The sequence below is a fragment of the Mycobacterium sp. genome (assembly GCF_039583805.1).
Classification (GTDB): Bacteria; Actinomycetota; Actinomycetes; order Mycobacteriales; family Mycobacteriaceae; genus Mycobacterium.
On the sequence record NZ_JAVKSH010000029.1, the window covers coordinates 14,393 to 33,394 of the forward strand.

The window sequence follows — 19,002 nt, forward strand, 5'->3', positions numbered from 1 at the left end:
CCGGCGGCGCCAGCGAGTTGGAGATCGTGGCCAGCGGACTGGCCAGCTTCGCCTCGCGGCCGCTGCACCTGGCCAAGGTGGTGCCGGCCACCGTGTCGTCGGCGGTCAAGACAGTGCAGCGGGCGGCCGCCGGCCGCACCATGGCGCCTCCGTTCGCCGCACCGGGAACGCCGTTCAACGCCAGCATCACCGGGCGCCGCACCGTCGCCTACACGGAACTGGATCTCGGCGACATCAAGACTGTCAAGAATCACTTCGGCGTCAAGGTCAACGACGTGGTGATGGCGCTGGTGTCCGGGGTGCTGCGCCGGTACCTGCTCGACCGCGGCGAACTGCCGGACGCGTCGTTGGTGGCGATGGTGCCGGTGTCGGTGCACGGAAAGTCGAATCGACCGGGCCGCAACCAGGTCTCGGGAATGTTCTCCCGGCTGGAAACCCAGATCGCCGACCCGGCGGAACGCCTCGACGCCATCGCCGCGGCGAATGCGGCGGCCAAGGAACACAGTTCGGCGATCGGCGCAACGCTGCTGCAGGACTGGTCGCAGTTCGCCGCCCCGGCGGTGTTCGGTTTGGCCATGCGCGCCTATGCCCGCACCCGGATCACCAGGAGCCGGCCGGTGCACAACCTGGTCATCTCCAATGTGCCGGGACCGCAGACGCCGCTGTATCTGCTGGGCTGCGAGGTCACGGCGATGTACCCGCTGGGGCCGATCTTCCACGGCTCGGGACTGAACATCACCGTGATGTCGCTGAACGGCATGCTCGACGTCGGGCTGATCGCCTGCCCGGAGCTGGTCCCGGACCTGTGGGAGATGGCCGACGACTTCGGCGTCGCCATGGAGGAACTACTCTTGGCCAGCCGGTAGCCGCGTCGTCACAGGGCCCGGACGCCAACGCATGGCAGCATTGACAGGTATGGGCCCGTCTCGCCGCGACACGATCGCGCGCACCATGCGCAACTGGACCGTGCTCGCCGCGACCGTTCTGGTGGTGGCGAGTTGCACGCACGTTGTCGCCGGGCGTGCGCTGCTGGCCGGACCGAAGATCGGCCAACCACTGGCGTGGAACGAGTGTCGCCTTGCCAGCGGGGACACGTTGAAGCTGCCGGCCGGCGCGCAGTGCGGCAAGATCGCCGTTCCGGTCGACTACGACCACCTCGACGGCGGCGCGGCGACGCTGGCCATGATCCGATTTCCGGCGACCGGGAGGAAGATCGGCTCGCTGATCGTCAACCCCGGCGGCCCCGGCGAGTCCGGCATCGAGGCCGCGGTGGGCCTGGCGCAGTCGTTGCCGCCGCGGATGCGTGAACGGTTCGACCTCGTCGGGTTCGACCCGCGCGGCGTGGCGTCGTCCCGGCCGGCGATCTGGTGCAACTCCGACGCCGACAACGACCGGCTGCGCACCGAGCCGCAGGTGGACTTCAGCCCGGCCGGCGTGGCGCACATCCAGGACGAGACCAAGGCGTACGTCGCACGCTGCGTCGACAAGATGGGCACGAGGTTCCTGGCCAACGTCGGCACCGTCAACGTCGCCCGCGACCTGGACGCCATCCGCGACGCCCTGGGCGACAAAAAACTGACCTTCCTCGGGTACTCGTACGGGACCCGGATCGGATCGGCCTACGCCGAGGCCTACCCGCAGAATGTGCGGGCGATGATCCTCGACGGCGCCATCGACCCCAACACGAGTCCCGTCGAGGCAGATCTGAGGCAGGCCAAAGGTTTTCAGGACGCCTTCAACAACTACGCGACCGACTGCGCCAAAGACCCCAACTGCCCGCTGGGCACCGACCCGGCCAAGGCCGTCGAGGTGTATCACAGCCTGGTGGATCCTCTGGTGGACAAGAACGACCCGATGAAGGGCACGCCGGCGCACACCAGGAGCCCGCGCGGTCTGAGCTACAGCGACGCCATCGTCGGGACGATCATGGCGCTGTACTCCCCGGCCTTCTGGCACGACCTGACCGCGGGACTGACCGAGTTGACGAGGGACCGCGGGGACACCCTGCTCGCCCTCGCCGACCTGTACATGCGCCGCGACAGGCGCGGCCGCTACACCAATGCCAGCGACGCCCGGGTGGCGATCAACTGCGTAGACCAGCCACCCGTCACCAACCGCGCCACAGTCATCGACGAAGACCGCCGGGCGCGCCAGATCGCGCCGTTCATGAGCTACGGCAAATTCACCGGCGATGCCCCCCTGGGCACCTGCGCGTTCTGGCCGGTGCCGCCGACCAGCAGCCCGCACACCATTTCCGTGCCCGGGCTGGCCCCCACCGTGGTGGTGTCCACCACCCACGACCCGGCGACGCCGTACCAAGCCGGCGTCGACCTCGCCAAACAGCTGCACAGCGCGTTGCTCACGTTCGACGGGACCCAGCACACTGTCGTCTTCCAGGGCAACAGCTGCATCGACGACTACGCGACCGCGTACTTCGTCGACGGCACACTGCCGCCGCGCGGCGCCACATGCTGATCCGGCGCTAGCGATTCGGGCACTCGCGGACCGGAACCCCGAGGATAACGAGACCGAGGTGTGACCTTCGGTCGACACGATCCGTAGCCGTCACATGCGACGATCGACGGTCATGTGGCGCGCGAGACGGTGGGGCTCCGCGCTGCTCGCCGTCGGTCTGCTGGTCTGCTGGGTACCGCCCGCCGGCGCCACTCCGGAACCGGGCGCCGACTCCGCGCCGGGCTCGACGGTCTCTGCGCCGTCGGGCGTGCCGCAGCTGTCGTGGGGAACCTGCAACCGTTTCCTCGACGACACCGGCGACATCCCGACCGCGCAGTGCTCGACCCTGGCGGTCCCGGTCGACTACGGCAATCCTGGTGCGGCGCAAGCCCAGCTCGCGATCATCCGGATTCCCGCGACCGGCCCACGGATCGGGTCGCTGCTGATCAATCCGGGCGGGCCGGGAGGATCGGCGGTCGACACCGTCGCGGGGATGGGCGCCGCGCTGGGTGACACCGAGATCGCCCGCCGTTTCGACCTAGTCGGTTTCGACCCACGCGGTGTCGGCCATTCCACGCCGGCGTTGCGCTGCCAGACCGACGCCGAGTTCGACGCCTACCGACGCGAGCCGCTGGTCGACTACAGCCCGGCCGGGGTGGCGCACATCGAGCAGATCCACCAGCAACTGGCCCGGCGCTGCGCCGACCGGATGGGCCCGGCATTCCTGGCGAACGCCGGCACCGCGTCCGTCGCTCGCGACATGGACCTGGTGCGCCAGGCGCTGGGCGACGACCAGGTCAACTACCTCGGCTTCAGCTACGGCACCGCGTTGGGCACGGCCTACCTCGCAAGGTTCGGCGACCACGTGCGGACCATGGTGCTCGACGGCGCCATCGACCCGACCGTCGGCCCGATCGCGGAGGACGTCAACCAGCAGGCCGGCTTCCAGACCGCGTTCGCCGACTACGCGGCCGACTGCGCGCGCTCGTCGGACTGCCCGCTGGGCACCGACCCGGCGCAGTGGGTCACCCGCTACCACCAGCTGGTCGACCCGCTGGTGTACCGGCCCGCGAGGACGTCGGATCCGCGCGGGCTCGGTTACTCCGACGCGGTCATGGGCACCATCAACGCGCTCTACACGCCGCATTTCTGGAAGTATCTGACCAGCGGTCTGCTGGGGCTGCGGCGCAACACCGATCCCGGCGACCTGCTTGTGCTCGCCGACGAGTACAACGGCAGGGACGCCACAGGCCATTACGACAACTCCCAGGACGCGTTCAACTCGATCCGCTGCGTCGACGCGCCGTACCCGACCGACTCGGCGTCCTGGGTGAGCGCTGACCGGCAGATCCGCCAGGTGGCGCCGTTCCTGTCCTACGGGCGGTTCACCGGCTACGCTCCGCGCGACCTGTGCTCGCTGTGGCCGGTGCCGGCGACGTCGTCGCCGCACCCGGCGGCGCCCGCCGCTCCCGGCAAGGCCGTCGTGGTCTCCACCACGCACGATCCGGCCACCCCCTATCGGGCCGGGGTCAATCTGGCGCGTCAGCTGAATGCGTCGCTGATCACCTACGACGGCACCCAGCACACGGTGGTGTTCAACGGCGACCGGTGCGTCGACACCGCGGTGCTGCGTTACTTCATCGAGCGGGTGTTGCCGCCCGGTAACGTGCGGTGTTAGCGGGCCGTCGGTAACACAGGATTAACTGGCGGTGCATACTGTTTTCAGTCATGGACCGGCAAAAGGAATTCGTGCTTCGCACGCTGGAGGAACGGGACATCCGTTTCGTCCGGCTGTGGTTCACCGACGTGCTCGGCTTTCTCAAGTCGGTCGCGATCGCACCCGCCGAGCTCGAGGGCGCCTTCGAGGAGGGCATCGGCTTCGACGGATCTTCTATTGAGGGCTTCGCCCGGGTGTCCGAATCCGACACCGTGGCGCAGCCGGACCCCTCGACATTCCAGGTGCTGCCCTGGATCACCAGCTCCGGGCATCACCACTCCGCGCGGATGTTCTGCGACATCAAGATGCCGGACGGGTCGCCGTCCTGGGCCGACCCGCGGCACGTGCTCAGGCGCCAGCTGGCCAAGGCCAACGATCTCGGTTTCTCGTGCTACGTGCATCCCGAGATCGAGTTCTTCCTGCTGGAGCCCGGTTCGGCCGACGGGTCGGCGCCGACTCCGCTCGACGACGCCGGCTACTTCGACCAGGCGGTGCACGACTCGGCGTCCAACTTCCGCCGTCGCGCGATCGAAGCCCTGGAGTTCATGGGCATTTCGGTGGAGTTCAGTCACCACGAAGGCGCGCCCGGCCAGCAGGAGATCGACCTGCGGTTCGCCGACGCGCTGTCGATGGCCGACAACGTGATGACGTTCCGCTACGTCATCAAAGAGATCGCGCTGGAGGAGCGGGCGCGGGCGACGTTCATGCCCAAGCCGTTCGGGCAGTACCCCGGCTCGGCGATGCACACCCACCTGAGCCTGTTCGAGGGCGATGTCAACGCGTTCCACAGCCCCGACGACCCGCTGCAGCTGTCCGACGTCGCCAGGGCGTTCATCGCCGGGATCATGGAGCACGCAAGCGAGATCAGCGCCATCACCAACCAGTGGGTCAACTCCTACAAGCGGCTGGTGCACGGCGGCGAGGCGCCCACGGCGGCCTCGTGGGGCGCGGCCAACCGGTCGGCGCTGGTCCGGATCCCGATGTACAGCCCGCACAAGACGTCGTCGCGCCGTATCGAGGTGCGCAGCCCCGACTCGGCGTGCAACCCCTACCTGACGTTCGCGGTGCTGTTGGCGGCGGGGCTGCGCGGGGTGGAAAAGGGTTACGCGCTCGGCCCGGAAGCCGAAGACAACGTGTGGGACCTCACGCCCGAGGAGCGCCGCGCCATGGGTTATCGCGAGCTGCCGGCCAGCCTCGACGCCGCGCTGCGTGCGATGGAAAGCTCCGAGCTGGTAGCAGAAGCCCTGGGGGAGCACGTTTTTGACTTCTTCTTACGCAACAAGCGTCGCGAGTGGGCGAACTACCGCAGCCACGTGACGCCGTTCGAGCTGAAGGCCTATCTGTCGCTGTAGCCGGCCGGCCGGACACCGCAGCTGCGCCCCGGATCCTGACAACGGTTGCGCTACCGTCGTGGACGTGAGCCGGCCCGCGACGCGACGCCCGACGCTGCCCAGCGTCGGCCGGCTCGGGCTGGTCGATCCGCGGGCGGCCGACAACCTGGCGCGACTCGGCTGGCACACCGAGGCGCACGTCGACCTGCTGTGGGCGCTGTCGCGGGCACCGGACGCCGACGCCGCGCTCACCGCGATGGTCCGGCTGGCGGAGACGCCCGGCATCGGATGGGACGAGCTGAACGCAGCGCTGCTGGCCGACCGGCGCCTGCGCGGGCGGCTGCTGGCCGTGCTGGGTTCCTCGCTGGCGCTGGGCGACCACCTGGTCGCACACCCGCGGTCGTGGCGGCTGCTGCGCGGTGACGTGACCTTGCCGTCCGCGGAGCAGCTCCGGCGGGCGTTCGGCGACTGCGTCGCCGAAACGTCCGGCACGCCGGTCATGAGCCGGTTGCGCACGCTCTACCGTGACCGCCTGCTGGTGCTGGCCGCCCTCGATCTGGCGCCCGCCGTCGAGGACGAGCCGGTGTTGTCGTTCGCCACGACCGGCGGGCACCTGGCGGATCTGGCGGACGCGGCGTTGAACGCGACGCTGACGGTGGCCGGGGCGGGCGTGTGCGGCGACGCCGCCGCACCCCGGCTGGCGGTCATCGCGATGGGCAAATGCGGTGCCCGCGAATTGAATTACGTCAGCGATGTCGACGTGATCTTCGTCGCCGAGCACGCCGACGCGATGTCCAACCGTGTCGCGGGGGAGGTGATGCGACTGGCGTCGGATACCTTCTTCGAGGTCGACGCCGGGCTGCGCCCGGAGGGCGGGCACGGCGACCTGGTTCGCACCGTCGAGTCGCATGTCGCCTACTACGGGCGCTGGGCCAAGACGTGGGAGTTTCAGGCGCTGCTCAAGGCGCGGCCCGCCGCCGGCGATCCCGAGCTGGCGGAGCGGTACATGGCCGGGCTGATGCCGATGGTGTGGACCGCCTGTGAACGGGAAGACTTCGTGGCCGACGTGCGGGCGATGCGGCGGCGGGTGGAGCAGCTGGTGCCGGCCGATGTGCGTAGCCGCGAACTCAAACTGGGCAGCGGCGGGCTGCGTGACGTCGAGTTCGCGGTGCAGCTGCTGCAGCTGGTGCACGGGCGCGGCGACGAGTCGCTGCACGTGGCGTCGACGGTCGACGCGCTGTCCGCGCTGGCCGCCGGCGGCTATGTCGGTCGTGACGACGCCGCGAACTTGACCGCCTCCTACGAGTTCCTGAGGTTGCTGGAACACCGGCTGCAACTGCGGCGGCTGCGCCGCACCCATCTGCTCCCCGCTCCCGACGACGACGAGGCGATGCGCTGGCTGGCCCGCGCCGCGCACATCGTGCCCGACGGCCGCCGCGACGCGGTCGGGGTGCTGCGCGAAGAGCTCAAGCGGCACAACCTGCGGGTGTCGCGGCTGCACGACAAGCTGTTCTACCAACCGCTGCTGGACTCGATCGGGCCCGCGGGCCTGGAGTTCTCCCACGGCATGACGCCGGAGGCCGCCGAGCGCCAACTGGCCGCGCTGGGTTACGACGGGCCGCACAGCGCGCTGACCCACCTCGGTGCGCTGATCAACCAGAGCGGGCGCCGCGGCCGGGTGCAGGCGGTGCTGCTGCCCAAGCTGCTCGCCTGGTTGTCGGATACTCCCGACCCGGACGGCGGTCTGTTGGCCTACCGCCGGCTCAGCGAGGCGCTGGCCGGTCAGCGCTGGTACCTGTCCACGCTGCGCGACGAGAACGCGGTGGCCAAGCGGCTCATGCGCATCCTGGGCACGTCGGCCTACGTGCCGGATTTGCTGATGCGTGCGCCGGAGGTCATCCAGCAGTACGGCGACGGCCCGTCCGGCCCGAAGCTGCTCGACGTCGAGCCGGGAACGGTGGGCCCCGCGCTGGTGGCCTCGGCGGCCCGGCACGCCGACCCGGCGCGGGCCATCGCGTCCGCGCGCTCGCTGCGCCGGCGCGAACTGGCCCGGGTCGCGTCGGCAGATCTGCTGGGCATGCTCGACGTCCGGCAGGTGTGCGAGGCGCTTACGTCGGTGCGGGTGGCGGTGCTGCAGGCCGCCCTGGACGCGGTGATCCGCGCCGGCGTCGACGGCGCCGCGCCGGCGAGCATGGCGATCATCGCGATGGGCCGGCTGGGTGGCGGCGAGATGGGCTACGGGTCCGATGCCGACGTGCTGTTCGTGTGCGAACCCGGCGAGGGTGTCGAGGACGCCGCGGCGGTGCGCTGGTCGGTGTCGGTCGCCGAGGGCGTCCGCGCGCTGCTGGCCACTCCCAGCGCCGACCCGCCGCTGTACGTCGACGCCAATCTGCGGCCGGAGGGCCGCAACGGTCCGCTGGTTCGCACGCTGGCCTCCTACGACGCCTACTACGCGCAGTGGGCGCAGCCGTGGGAGATCCAGGCGCTGCTGCGGGCGACCTGGATCGCCGGTGATCCGGATCTGGGGGAGCGGTTCATGCTGATGGTCGACAAAACGCGCTATCCCGCCGGCGGGGTGTCGGCCGACGCGGTCCGCGAGATCCGGCGCATCAAGGCCCGGGTGGACGCCGAGCGGCTGCCGCGCGGCGCCGACCCGAACACCCACACCAAGCTGGGGCGCGGCGGCCTGGCCGACATCGAGTGGACTGTGCAGCTGCTGCAGCTGCGGCATGCCCACGCGGTGCCGGCCCTGCACAACACCTCGACGCTGGAGACGCTGGACGCCGTCGCGTCGGCCGGCATCATGGCGGCCGACGACGTCGAGTTGCTGCGGCTGGCCTGGCTGACGGCGACCCGGGCCCGCAACGCGCTCGTGCTGGTGCGTGGCAAGCTGGGTGACCAGCTGCCGGGGCCGGGCCGCCAGCTCAACGCGGTGGCGGTGGCCGCCGGGTGGCCGGGCGGGGACGGCGGCGAATTCCTGGACAACTACCTACGGGTGACGCGCCGCGCAAAAGCGTTGGTGCGCAAAGTGTTCGGCGGTGAGGAGAGCTGAGTGAGGAGAGCGAGGGTGGAGACCACGTACGAGGTGATGAGCATGGCCGAGCACGACCGCTTGACGGCGCTGTATCGTCCGCTGACCGACGCCGTGCGCGACCTCATCGACGCCACGCTGCGGACCACGGCCGACCAGGACACCATCGGCGACGCGCGGACGGCGATCGAGGTGGTGACGCGGCGGTTACGCAGCCGTCAAGTCGACGAACCGCTCGGTGTGCGCCACGTCGTCGACGGTCGTCCGCTGGCGTGGGGTAACGCGGTGGTCGGCCTGCGCAACCCGCTGGCGCCACCGCTGACCATCCACCACGACACCGGCTGCTGCTGGAGCGAGTTCAGCCTCGGCGCGGTGTACGAGGGCCCGCCCGGGCTGGTGCACGGCGGTGTGTGCGCGCTGGTGCTCGACCACGTGCTCGGCGAGGCGGCCAGCGAGGGTCTGACCAAGCCGTTGTTCACCGGCACGATCACGGTGCGCTACCTGCGCGGCACACCCTTGGGGGCACTGCGCGCCGAAGCCGCCGTCGAACGCTCCGACGGAGTGAAAACCTTTGTCTCCGGTCATCTTTCCGATGCCCAGGGAGTGACTGTGGAAGCCGAGGGGATTTTCATCAAGCCGGCCTGGGCCCGAGAATCGTGATGAAGTTCTACATCAGCAGCGCATACCTGGACAGCCGCGAGATCATCGAGATCGCCACGGCCGCCGAGGAGTTGGGCTACGACGGCATCGGGATCCCCGACCACGTCGTCAACCTGGAGACACTGAGCACGCCCTACCCCTACACCAGGGACGGGCAGCGCCGCTGGCAGCCGTTCACCGAGTGGCCCGACCCGTGGGTGCTGGTGGGCGCGCTGGCACAGGTGACGACGCGGCTGCGGTTCGTCACCACCGTCTACATCCCCGCGATGCGCAATCCGTACGCGGCGGCCAAGGCCATCGGCACCGCGGCCTGCCTGGCTGACGGCCGTGTGGAGCTCGGTGTCGGCGTGGGGTGGTGCGCCGAAGAATTCGCGTTGATGGAGCAGCGGTTCGACGATCGGGGCAAACGCACCGACGAGATGCTCGAGCTGATGGCGGCGCTGTGGAGTCCGGGGTGGACCGAGTTCGACGGCAGGTTCTACCGGACCCCGCGGCTGGAGATGCAACCGACGCCGCCGCGCGTTCCCGTCTACGTGGGCGGTCTCAGCGCGACCGCGCTGCGTCGCGCCGCGCGGCACGACGGCTGGATCGGGGATTTGATCAGTACCGACCGGGCGATCGAGGCGGTCGGTCGGCTGCGCGCGATGCGCGTCGAAAACGGTTTGACGATGGACGATTTCACCATTCTGACCCCGCTTGTCGACGCTTTCACCGTCGCGGACTACCGGCGGGCCGCAGATGCCGGTATCACCGGCATCGTGACCATGCCGTGGATGTTCTACGCGGGGCCGGACGCCACGCTGGCCGAGAAGGTGGACGGCATGCGGCGGTTCCGCAAAGATCTCGCTCTCGACGGGTAGCGGCCGCCTGCGGTCGGTGACCTTACTGCGCCGCTATACTCACGTATGCCACTTCCGTTTCTTCCGTCTCGATGGTTTCTCGGGGGGAGGTCGTGTCGGCGGGCGTTACGCACGTCTCGTGAGTTGGCCGGCGTTGACTGTGCGTCTGGGGCGTTGACTGTGCGTCTGGGGCGGAGGAATCGGCGATTTCTCGCCGTCAGCGCACACTCGACGCCGTCAGCGCACAGTCGACGCTCAACCACGACCCGGCCGGGGAATGAGCCGGCCCGAGGCGGCAGTTTCCAGGGTGCTCGGCCCCCGAGTTCCCTCGTCGCTGATGGCTCGGCCCGCGAAAGCGTTCCCTTGATCGGCCATTTGTCTTAACGTTGCCAGCGTGGAGTCACATGGAACCCCCGAACTGGTGCCCGTCGAGGCACTGCGCTCAGGCGACCCGATCACCGATGTGAACGGTGGTGGTCACCACTACACCGTTCTCGAGTCCAAAGCCATCGGCGAGAGCTGCGTGGTCCTCGAGCTCGAGTCGAAGGCGAACGACCAACTGCGAGTGATCGAGAAGTCCTTCCCCGCCGGGTACCACATGGGCAGGTCACCGCGGCGGATTCTGTGAGCCCCGAACTCACACCGTTCCGCATCGAGGTGCCGGACACGGTGCTCGACGATCTGCATGCTCGGTTGGCCCGCACCCGGTGGCCGGAGGCCGAGTGCGTCGACGACTGGAGCCAGGGCATGCCGCTGGCTTACACCCGCGAGCTGGCCGGGTACTGGGCCGACGGCTACGACTGGCGGTCGCGGGAAGCCGCCCTCAACCGATTCGACCAGTTCACTACCGACATCGACGGCGTCGATATTCATTTCATCCACCAGCGGTCCCCGCACGCCGGCGCCTTCCCGCTGCTGTTCACCCACGGCTGGCCCGGATCCATCGTGGAGTTCCACAAGGTGATCGAGCCGCTCGTCGATCCGGCGTCAAGACGCCCCGAGGACGCGTTCCACGTGGTCTGCCCGTCGCTGCCCGGCTACGGCTTCTCGGGCAAGCCCGCCCGCACCGGATGGGGCGTCGAGCGGATCGCCCAGGCCTGGGAGACCCTGATGGGCCGGCTCGGCTACGAACGCTACGGCGCGCAGGGCGGCGACTGGGGCGCTGCCGTCACCACCGAGATCGGCCGCAACCGCGGCGGTTGCGTCGGGATCCATCTGAACATGCCGATCGCCCGGCCCGTTGCGGGATCCACCGCCGCGCCCGGTGCCGACGAGCAACGGGCGCTTGCGGCCATGGCGCAGCACCGCCGTTGGGGCACCGGCTATTCCACGCAACAATCAACCCGGCCTCAGACGCTCGGCTACGGACTGGTGGATTCGCCTGTGGCACAACTGGCCTGGATCGTCGAGAAGTTCTGGGCGTGGATGGACTGCGACGGGCATCCGGAAAGCGTGGTCAGCCGCGACGAGCTGCTCGACAACGTGATGCTGTACTGGGCGACCGCGGCCGGTGCGTCCTCGGCGCGGCTGTACTGGGAAAGCTTCCGGGGCTTCGGCACGGGAGACCGGGTGGACATACCGACCGGAGTCGCCGCATTTCCCAAGGAAATAGTGCCCACGCCGCGACGCTGGTGCGAGGCCGTCTACAACATCACGCACTGGACGTCCATGCCGCGCGGTGGGCATTTCGCCGCGTTCGAGCAGCCGGAGCTTTTCGTCGACGACGTCCGGGCGTTCTTCGCGACGGTTCGCTGAGGCGTGAGGCCGGGCCGGCGCAGCGTGGTGGCGCGGCCGGCATCCACACGGTGCTCGACGCGGTGCGTCCCGGGACCGATGGAGCGCAGCTCCTTTGCGCCGGCGTCGAGTTGGGTGCTCTGTCAACTGTATTGGCAGTGGCGATACATCCCGGCCGTTTGCGCCATCTCCGCAACGGGCAGCGGTGCGAATCAGCCGGTGTCCGCCAGGTCGTGCGCGCGCAAACGATGGCGCCTGGCAATGGTGTTCAACGTGCGGACCAACCGCGCTGTGCATGCCGGCGGTTGTCCAACGCATAAGCGCCGCCGCCCGTGAAGGTCAGCAGGAAAAAGCCGAAGCAGTACAGCACGGCCATCTCACCGTGGTTGGCGATCGGCAGCAACCCGTGCGTCGAGTGCTCACTGAAGTAGGCGGCCGCCATCTCGCCGCTGGCAATGAAAGCGGCGGCCCGGGTGAACAACCCGACCGCAACGAGCGCACCGGTCGCCAGCTCGATCCATCCCGCGTAGTACAGCGGCCAGGCGCCGCCGGGGACCGCGGGTGGCAGCGGCCAACCCACCAGCTTGGACAGGCCGTGACACAAGAACAGCAGCCCGAACACCACCCGAAAAGCAGCGACCGCCAACGGTGAACGGCGATGGAGCTGGGCCTCCACGTCGCGCATCATGCGCCGACGATACAGCTCACGTTCGTACTACGGTGCACCTCGGTCCACCGCGCTCAGCGGGTGGCCGCCGAACTCGCCGCGATGATTGCGCGGCGACTCAGGATACGTTGGCGATCAGACTAATTCGGCCAGCACGATGTCAGTGGCGCCGGTGTCCACCGGGGCCATGCAGGGCAGCCGACGATCTCTGCGCCGCTGAGCCGGGCGACGATGCGCGGGCCCTCCAGTCGGCTGTTGTCGTAGACGGCGGACGTGTCAGCCGCTGCGATCGCATGGGCAACCAGCGCCCACAGCCGGTGATAGCGCTGGCGGATCTTGACCTGCGGGACGTCGTGTCCGCCGGCCTGCACCCGGAGCCTGACCCGCTCGACGGCCAAATCTTCGGGCACCAGCAGCACGTGCAGGACGACTACGTAGCCGCCGGCATGGGCAGCGCGGATGAGCTCGAGTTTCGACGGATGCGAAAACACGGTCTCGGCGATGAACGACCGGCCCAGCTCAATGAGCTTCGACCGGGTGTCGGCGGCGACCCGAGCAGCGTCGTACGCATGCGCCGCAGGGTCGTCGGGCCAGCGCTGTCGGGCGATCTCGTCGGCGTTGACCACGACGGCGCCGACGAGCAGCGGCGCCAACGTGAACGCGGTGAAAGTCGACTTGCCCGCACCGTTGGGCCCGACAACCAGATCGATGCGACGCATCGGTTACCGGGTGATCGACGGCGTCAAGATGGCGGTGAGCGGTCTGCGGTCAGCACTACCGAGGTGCCGTCGGGTCGGTGTTCGACCATGTCGCCGTGCTGGTTGAGGGCGACGGTGGTGATGCCCTGAGCGGTCAGCGCGTCCCCGTAGTGGGTGCGCGCCAGGCTCTCCTCGATCGCGGCGGCGATCTCGGCGTTGAACACCACGCCCTCCTCGACGCTCAATTCGCTGGTTGCGAGACGGCCGGCCAGCGCTGCCTCGACGCGTCGCCGGGGCGCCGTGTGCTGGCTGGACACCGCTCGGCCGACACGGGCCCAATGGTCGAGTTGTTGCTTGGCCGAGCGGCTTTGGCGAGCCCCCTCGGCGGCGGCACTGTCCACCAGGTCCGCGGCGAAGCGCGTGACACGGTCGGGGACCTCGGACACGCCTGACTCCTATCCGGCGGCACTGTACAACTCACCGTAGCATAGTGCTACACCAGGTGGAGTTGCCGTGCTGTGCGCAGGGGTTGAGCCGTCCACGGCGTCAGCCTAGGGTTCGGCTATGGAACGGACACGTTCCACAAGTGATCAGATCACGACCCTGCACGACCTGCCCCGCGCTCGGTTGCGCTCGGCCGCGAGGGATATCCCCGCGCTGTTGTGGCCCGGTGCGGCGAACTCTCCGCTGAGCCGGCTGGGCGAGCGGGTCGTCCTGGATGTGCCGCTGTTGCCGCCGTTGCTGCTCACCAGTTCGGTTGCCGACGCGCGAGCATTATTGATCGACGCCGACGCCGACTTCTCGTTCGGGCAGGTTCTGCGCCGGCTGACCGCCCACGATGTGATCTTCGGTACGGACACGTTGAGTTTCCTCGAGGGCGCCGAGCATCGCGCGGAGCGCAAGACGGTGTCGCCGCCTTACCACGGTCGGGCTCTGAAGTCCTACGAGGACGCCATTGCCGCGGTGATGCTCGAGCACCTCGACCAATGGCCGGTCGGTGAGCCGATCAGCTTTCTGAAGATCGGTTACCAACTTTCGGTCGCCGTGATGATGTCCGTGGTCTTCGGCGTCACCGAGCCCGGCGTGACTGCTGACCTCCAACGAGCGCTGCACGGTTGGTTCGGGGCCTTGGAAAGTCCCGGTTTTCAGGGTCTCAGCGCACTGGGCGTGTTCGCCGGCGGGCACGCGCTGCCCTACCTTCCGCTACGGCGACACGAGAAGGCAGTCGACGCAATCCTTCTCGAAGAGATCGCCGACCGCCGGGCCGGACGCGGGTACTCGGACAGTGGCCTGATCGAGCATGTGCTGCAGACGAACGCCGAAAGCGACCATCCCAAGGACGACGCCGTACTAGCCCGCGAGCTGCGCGGAACTGTTCTTGCCGGGTACGAGACCACCGCGGTGACGTTGTCGTGGATCGCCGAGTTCGTCAGCCATTCGCCGCGGGTCTTGAGTGAATTGCGACGCAGCGTCGACGCCGGCGACGACTCGTACCTGGACGCCGTCATCTGCGAAGTGATGCGCCTTCGGCCGGCCGTTCCCGGAACCGCGCGGCGAGCGTTGCGCGACACTGTGTTCAACGGGATTCACCTTCCCAAGGGCACCGTCGTCGTGATCCCCTTTCTGGCTGTGCACGAACGGCCGGACATCTACGACGACCCGCTGACGTTCCTGCCGGAAAGGTTCCTGGACACCCCACCTGGCACCTACACGTGGCTTCCGTTCGGTGCCGGCGCTCACCGTTGCCTGGGCGCGAAGCTCGCCACCTTCGAGGCGCGTGTGCTGTTTCGCACTCTGCTGCAACACCGCTCGTTGACCGCGTTGCCGGGACCGCCGGCTCGCGCACACCCGATTCGCCCGATGTTGATGCCCGTCAACCGAGCCAAAGTGGTCCTTGCGCACCGATAAGGAGCGCGGCGACCGACGTCATCCGTAGCGGTCTCGCTCATAAGTTCGTCGGGGTACCGTGCGCCGGGGGTCAGGTCACCGAACCAGCTCGACGCTCCCGCCGGTTCACACGTCGTAGTACAACGCGAATTCGTAGGGGTGCGGGCGGATGTTGACCGGCTCGATCTCGTTCTCGCGCTTGAAGGCGATCCAGGTCTCGATCAGGTCGGGAGTGAAAACACCGCCCTCCATGAGGTATTCGTGGTCGGCCTCGAGACGGTCGATCACCGCGGCCAGCGAGGTGGGTGCCTGCGGGATGTTGGCGGCTTCCTCCGGCGGCAGCTCGTAGAGATCCTTGTCGACCGGCGCCTGCGGCTCGATTCTGTTCTTGATCCCGTCGATGCCCGCCATCAGCATCGCCGCGAAAGCCAGGTAGGGGTTGCCCGACGAGTCGGGGCAGCGGAACTCCAGCCGCTTGGCCTTGGGGTTGGTGCCGGTGATCGGGATACGCACGCACGCCGACCGGTTGCGCTGGCTGTACACCAGGTTGATCGGCGCCTCGAAACCCGGCACCAGCCGCTTGTAGGAGTTGACGGTCGGGTTGGTGAACGCCAGCAGCGACGGCGCGTGGTGCAAGATGCCGCCGATGTAGTGGCGCGCGGTGTCGGACAGGCCCGCGTAGCCGACCTCGTCGTAGAACAGCGGCCCACCGTCCTTGAACAACGATTGGTGCACGTGCATCCCGGACCCGTTGTCGCCGAACAGCGGTTTGGGCATGAACGTGACGGTCTTGCCGTTGCACCACGCCGTGTTCTTGATGATGTATTTGAACAGCATCAGGTCGTCGGCTGCGTGCAGCAGCGTGTTGAACTGGTAGTTGATCTCGGCCTGGCCGCCCGTGCCCACCTCGTGGTGGCCCTTCTCGAGGGTGAATCCGGCGTCGATCAAGTTGATCAGCATTTTGTCGCGCAGGTCGACGTACTGGTCGTTGGGCGCCACCGGGAAGTAACCGCCCTTCGGGCGCACCTTGTAGCCGCGGTTGGGGCTGCCGTCGGCCTCGGTCGCGTTACCGGTGTTCCACCACCCGGATATGGCGTCGACCTCATAGAACGCGCCATTGGTGCGCGAGTCGAAGGACACCGAGTCGAAGATGTAGAACTCGGCCTCGGCGCCGAAGTAGGCGGTGTCGGCGATTCCGGTGCTCTTCAGGTAGTCCTCCGCTTTGCGGGCGACGTTGCGCGGGTCACGGGAGTAGGCCTCGCGGGTGAACGGGTCGTGGACGAAGAAGTTCAGGTTGAGCGTCTTGGCTTCCCGGAACCGGTCGATCTGCGCCGTGTCCGGGTCGGGCAGCAGCGTCATGTCCGACTCGTGGATCGACTGGAAGCCGCGGATCGACGAGCCGTCGAAGGCCAGCCCGTCGGTGAACACGCTCTCGTCGAACGCCGACGCCGGAATCGTGAAGTGCTGCATGACGCCGGGCAGATCGCAGAACCGGACGTCGACGAATGTGACGTCCTCGTCTTTGATGAGCTTGAAAACGTCGTCGGGCGTTGTGTCGGCCACCGGGCGCTCCTCTACTGGTAACTCGCGGACTGACCGTATGGAGCCGATGTTGCCCGCTCGTCAACCCGGCATTGCGCAGAGGTTACGTGAGCGCGGTTCGTCTGGCCGACGCCGGGTCGCGTTCGCCCTTATTGTGGGGCCATGGCCCGCAGCATGTCATCGTGGCTGTCCGGGCCGCCGGGCTCCGACGGGCAGCGGGGATATCCCGGCGAGAGCCTGGGCTTGCCCGAGGGCGGGCCTCGCTCGCTGGCCCGCACCGGCCGCCGGTTGGCGGCGCTGCTTGTCGACTGGCTGTCGGCCCTGGGGCTGGCCGCGCTCGCGATGACGCTCGGGCTGGTCTCGCGGGGTGCGCTGGCCACGGCGGAGCTGCTGGTGTGGTTGGTCGTGGGGATGGTCGCCGTCCGGCTGTTCGAGTTCACCCCGGGCCAGTTCCTGCTGGGGTTGCGGGTGGTCTCGGTGGACGAGCGCATCCACGTCGGGATCGGCAGGGCCGCCCTGCGTGGGCTGCTGATCGCGCTCGTCGTACCCGCGCTGTTCGTCGACGCCGACGGCCGCGGACTGCACGACCGGCTGACCGGCACCGCCGTCGTGCGGCGCTGATCCGCTCCGCCGGGCTAGCGGCGGCGGCGCGCGGCGCGCTGGACTCCGCGCATCTTGGCGGCGCCGGGCAGCGGGCCCTTCGGCAGCTGCGCCGCGCCCGCTCGCGATCCCAGGGCGGCCAGCTTGGATTCCAGTGAGTCCATCTGCTTGACGGTGACGTTGGCCGGCAGCCGGGTCAGGTGCCGCTCCAGCTTGGCCAGCGGCACCTCACCGTCGCCGTTGCCGACGACGATGTCGTAGATGGGGACGTCGCGGACCTGCCGCGCGGTGCGCTTCTTCTCCTGAGCGAGAAGGGGTTTGAGCCGTGCCGAGGATCCCTCCGCCACCAGGATGACGCCGGGCCGGCCGATCACCCGGTGCACGGCGTCGAAGTGACCGGTGGCGGCCACACCCGGGGTGACCCGCCACTTGCCGCGCAGGTTGTCCAGCACCCAGGCTGCCGCGCCGGTCTGCCCGTCGGCTTTGCGGTACACCGAGCGCTGCGCGCGCCGGCCGAAGATGATGAACGCCATTAGCGCACCCAGCACCCCCCCCAGCGGGATCATCGTGATCCTGGTGAGCCCGCCGGCCCACAGCCCGACCGCCACCGACACGCCCACGATAAGCAGGAAGGCGCCGATCATGTAGGGCAGCAGCCACCTGTCGTCTCTGCGCTGCACGGTGAACGTCTGCCACAGCGCGCTGCGGTGCTCTTTGGCGGCGGCTTTACGGGCGGCCCTGGCCTCGGCTCGGGCGGCCTTGTTCTGAGCGGCGTTGCGGGATCTTGCCATTGGCTCAGGATACGGCTGGGCGTGCCTGCACGGCCTGCCGGTAAAGCCGGCCCGCCCGGTACGACGACCGGACCAGCGGCCCGGCCAGCACCCCGGCGAACCCCAGCCGCTCGGCGTAGGCGGAGTACTCGACGAACTCCTCGGGCGGCACCCAGCGCTGCACCGGGTGGTGGCGTGCCGACGGGCGCAGATACTGGGTGATGGTGACCAGCTCGCAGCCCGCGTCGTAAAGCCCGACCAGCGCTGCGCGCACCTCCTCGGGCGTCTCGCCGAGGCCCAGGATCAGATTGCTCTTGGTGACCAGCCCGACGCCCCGCGCCGCGGTCAGCACGTCGAGGCTGCGCTGGTAGCGGAACCCCGGCCGGATTCGCGTGAAGACGCGTGGCACGGTTTCGACGTTGTGGGCCAACACTTCCGGACGTGACTCGAAGACCTGCGCCAGCCGGTCGGGGTCACCGTTGAAGTCCGGGATCAGCAGCTCGACACCGGTCGAGGGGTTCAGCCGCTTGATGGCACGCACGGTCTCGGCGTAGAGCCAGGCGCCGCCGTCGGGCAGGTCGTCGCGGGCGACCCCGGTGACCGTCGCATAGCGCAGACCCATCGCCTGCACGCTTTCGGCGACACGTCGCGGCTCGTCGCGATCCAGCGCGGCGGGTTTGCCGGTGTCGATCTGGCAGAAATCGCAGCGACGGGTGCACCGGTCGCCGCCGATCAGGAAGGTCGCCTCGCGGTCCTCCCAGCATTCGAAGATGTTCGGGCAGCCGGCCTCTTCGCAGACGGTGTGCAGGCCCTCACGCCGCACCAGGTTCTTCAGCGCGGTGTACTCGGGCCCCATCCGGGCCCGCGTCTTGATCCAGGCCGGTTTGCGCTCGATCGGGGTCTGCGCGTTGCGGACTTCCAGGCGCAGCAACCTCCGGCCTTCCGGAGCCACAGTCACACACGCGATGCTACCCGGACAGCGCCGGGCTTCCAGCTGAGCGGCGTGCCTCACCTACTTTGAGCGCGTAGCCGGTGGTGGTGCCTCAGCTACTTTGAGCGCGTGGCCATGAAG

Annotated in this window: 17 protein-coding genes; 11 read left to right on the forward strand and 6 right to left on the reverse strand. The window is 68.8% G+C overall.

Going from position 1 to position 19,002, the window contains the following annotated elements; translation table 11 throughout:
* From ABDW21_RS05785 to ABDW21_RS05825, 9 genes are all read left to right on the forward strand, one after another.
* Positions 1-866: WS/DGAT domain-containing protein (locus tag ABDW21_RS05785; protein WP_343710182.1), on the forward strand; the 866-nt coding region annotated here is incomplete at its 5' end.
* 31 nt (positions 867-897) lie between these two features.
* A complete protein-coding gene (locus ABDW21_RS05790; RefSeq protein ID WP_343600704.1) occupies positions 898-2,475 on the forward strand; it encodes an alpha/beta hydrolase in 1,578 nt (525 codons plus the stop codon).
* 112 nt (positions 2,476-2,587) lie between these two features.
* Entirely contained in the window at positions 2,588-4,132 is a 1,545-nt protein-coding gene (locus ABDW21_RS05795) for an alpha/beta hydrolase (RefSeq protein ID WP_343600703.1), read from the forward strand.
* A 50-nt stretch (positions 4,133-4,182) separates the two neighbouring features.
* A complete protein-coding gene (gene glnA, locus ABDW21_RS05800) occupies positions 4,183-5,523 on the forward strand; it encodes a type I glutamate--ammonia ligase (protein ID WP_343600702.1) in 1,341 nt (446 codons plus the stop codon).
* A 58-nt stretch (positions 5,524-5,581) separates the two neighbouring features.
* On the forward strand, positions 5,582-8,554 hold the full coding sequence (locus ABDW21_RS05805; protein WP_343600701.1) for a bifunctional [glutamine synthetase] adenylyltransferase/[glutamine synthetase]-adenylyl-L-tyrosine phosphorylase: 2,973 nt from the start codon (positions 5,582-5,584) through the stop codon (positions 8,552-8,554).
* A gap of 36 nt (positions 8,555-8,590) precedes the next feature.
* Positions 8,591-9,193, forward strand: coding sequence for a PaaI family thioesterase (locus ABDW21_RS05810; protein WP_343600719.1), 603 nt, complete (start codon positions 8,591-8,593; stop codon positions 9,191-9,193).
* Positions 9,193-10,053: a TIGR03619 family F420-dependent LLM class oxidoreductase gene (locus tag ABDW21_RS05815; RefSeq protein WP_343600700.1), complete on the forward strand. Its 861-nt coding sequence runs from the start codon at positions 9,193-9,195 to the stop codon at positions 10,051-10,053. The genes ABDW21_RS05810 and ABDW21_RS05815 overlap by 1 nt, the downstream gene beginning before the upstream one ends.
* Before the next feature lie 373 nt (positions 10,054-10,426).
* The gene (locus ABDW21_RS05820) at positions 10,427-10,660 is read left to right on the forward strand and encodes a hypothetical protein (protein WP_343600699.1); all 234 of its coding nucleotides are present in this window, start codon (positions 10,427-10,429) and stop codon (positions 10,658-10,660) included.
* Complete coding sequence (locus ABDW21_RS05825; RefSeq protein WP_343600698.1) at positions 10,657-11,787, forward strand: epoxide hydrolase family protein; 1,131 nt, start codon at positions 10,657-10,659, stop codon at positions 11,785-11,787. Before ABDW21_RS05820 ends, ABDW21_RS05825 begins: the two co-directional genes overlap by 4 nt.
* Positions 11,788-12,034: 247 nt before the next feature.
* On the opposite strand, the gene ABDW21_RS05830 is transcribed toward ABDW21_RS05825, so the two are convergent.
* The 3 genes from ABDW21_RS05830 to ABDW21_RS05840 form a co-directional block, all read right to left on the reverse strand.
* Complete coding sequence (locus ABDW21_RS05830) at positions 12,035-12,454, reverse strand: DoxX family protein (RefSeq protein WP_343600697.1); 420 nt, start codon at positions 12,452-12,454, stop codon at positions 12,035-12,037.
* A 119-nt stretch (positions 12,455-12,573) separates the two neighbouring features.
* A complete protein-coding gene (locus ABDW21_RS05835) occupies positions 12,574-13,152 on the reverse strand; it encodes a zeta toxin family protein (protein ID WP_343600696.1) in 579 nt (192 codons plus the stop codon).
* A gap of 23 nt (positions 13,153-13,175) precedes the next feature.
* A complete protein-coding gene (locus ABDW21_RS05840) occupies positions 13,176-13,577 on the reverse strand; it encodes a hypothetical protein (RefSeq protein ID WP_343600695.1) in 402 nt (133 codons plus the stop codon).
* A gap of 118 nt (positions 13,578-13,695) precedes the next feature.
* Between ABDW21_RS05840 and ABDW21_RS05845 the strand changes: the two genes are divergently transcribed.
* Complete coding sequence (locus ABDW21_RS05845) at positions 13,696-15,039, forward strand: cytochrome P450 (protein WP_343600694.1); 1,344 nt, start codon at positions 13,696-13,698, stop codon at positions 15,037-15,039.
* A gap of 105 nt (positions 15,040-15,144) precedes the next feature.
* Here the strand turns inward: ABDW21_RS05845 and glnA (ABDW21_RS05850) are convergent, their stop codons facing one another.
* Positions 15,145-16,581, reverse strand: coding sequence for a type I glutamate--ammonia ligase (gene glnA, locus ABDW21_RS05850; RefSeq protein ID WP_343600693.1), 1,437 nt, complete (start codon positions 16,579-16,581; stop codon positions 15,145-15,147).
* Between the two features lie 141 nt (positions 16,582-16,722).
* Between glnA (ABDW21_RS05850) and ABDW21_RS05855 the strand changes: the two genes are divergently transcribed.
* Positions 16,723-17,181, forward strand: coding sequence for an RDD family protein (locus tag ABDW21_RS05855; RefSeq protein WP_343600692.1), 459 nt, complete (start codon positions 16,723-16,725; stop codon positions 17,179-17,181).
* Positions 17,182-17,195: 14 nt separating this feature from the next.
* Here the strand turns inward: ABDW21_RS05855 and ABDW21_RS05860 are convergent, their stop codons facing one another.
* Together ABDW21_RS05860 and lipA are read right to left on the reverse strand one after the other, a co-directional pair.
* Entirely contained in the window at positions 17,196-17,951 is a 756-nt protein-coding gene (locus ABDW21_RS05860; RefSeq protein ID WP_343600691.1) for a DUF4191 domain-containing protein, read from the reverse strand.
* A 4-nt stretch (positions 17,952-17,955) separates the two neighbouring features.
* Complete coding sequence (gene lipA / locus ABDW21_RS05865) at positions 17,956-18,888, reverse strand: lipoyl synthase (RefSeq protein WP_343600690.1); 933 nt, start codon at positions 18,886-18,888, stop codon at positions 17,956-17,958.
* Positions 18,889-19,002 lie beyond the last annotated feature (114 nt).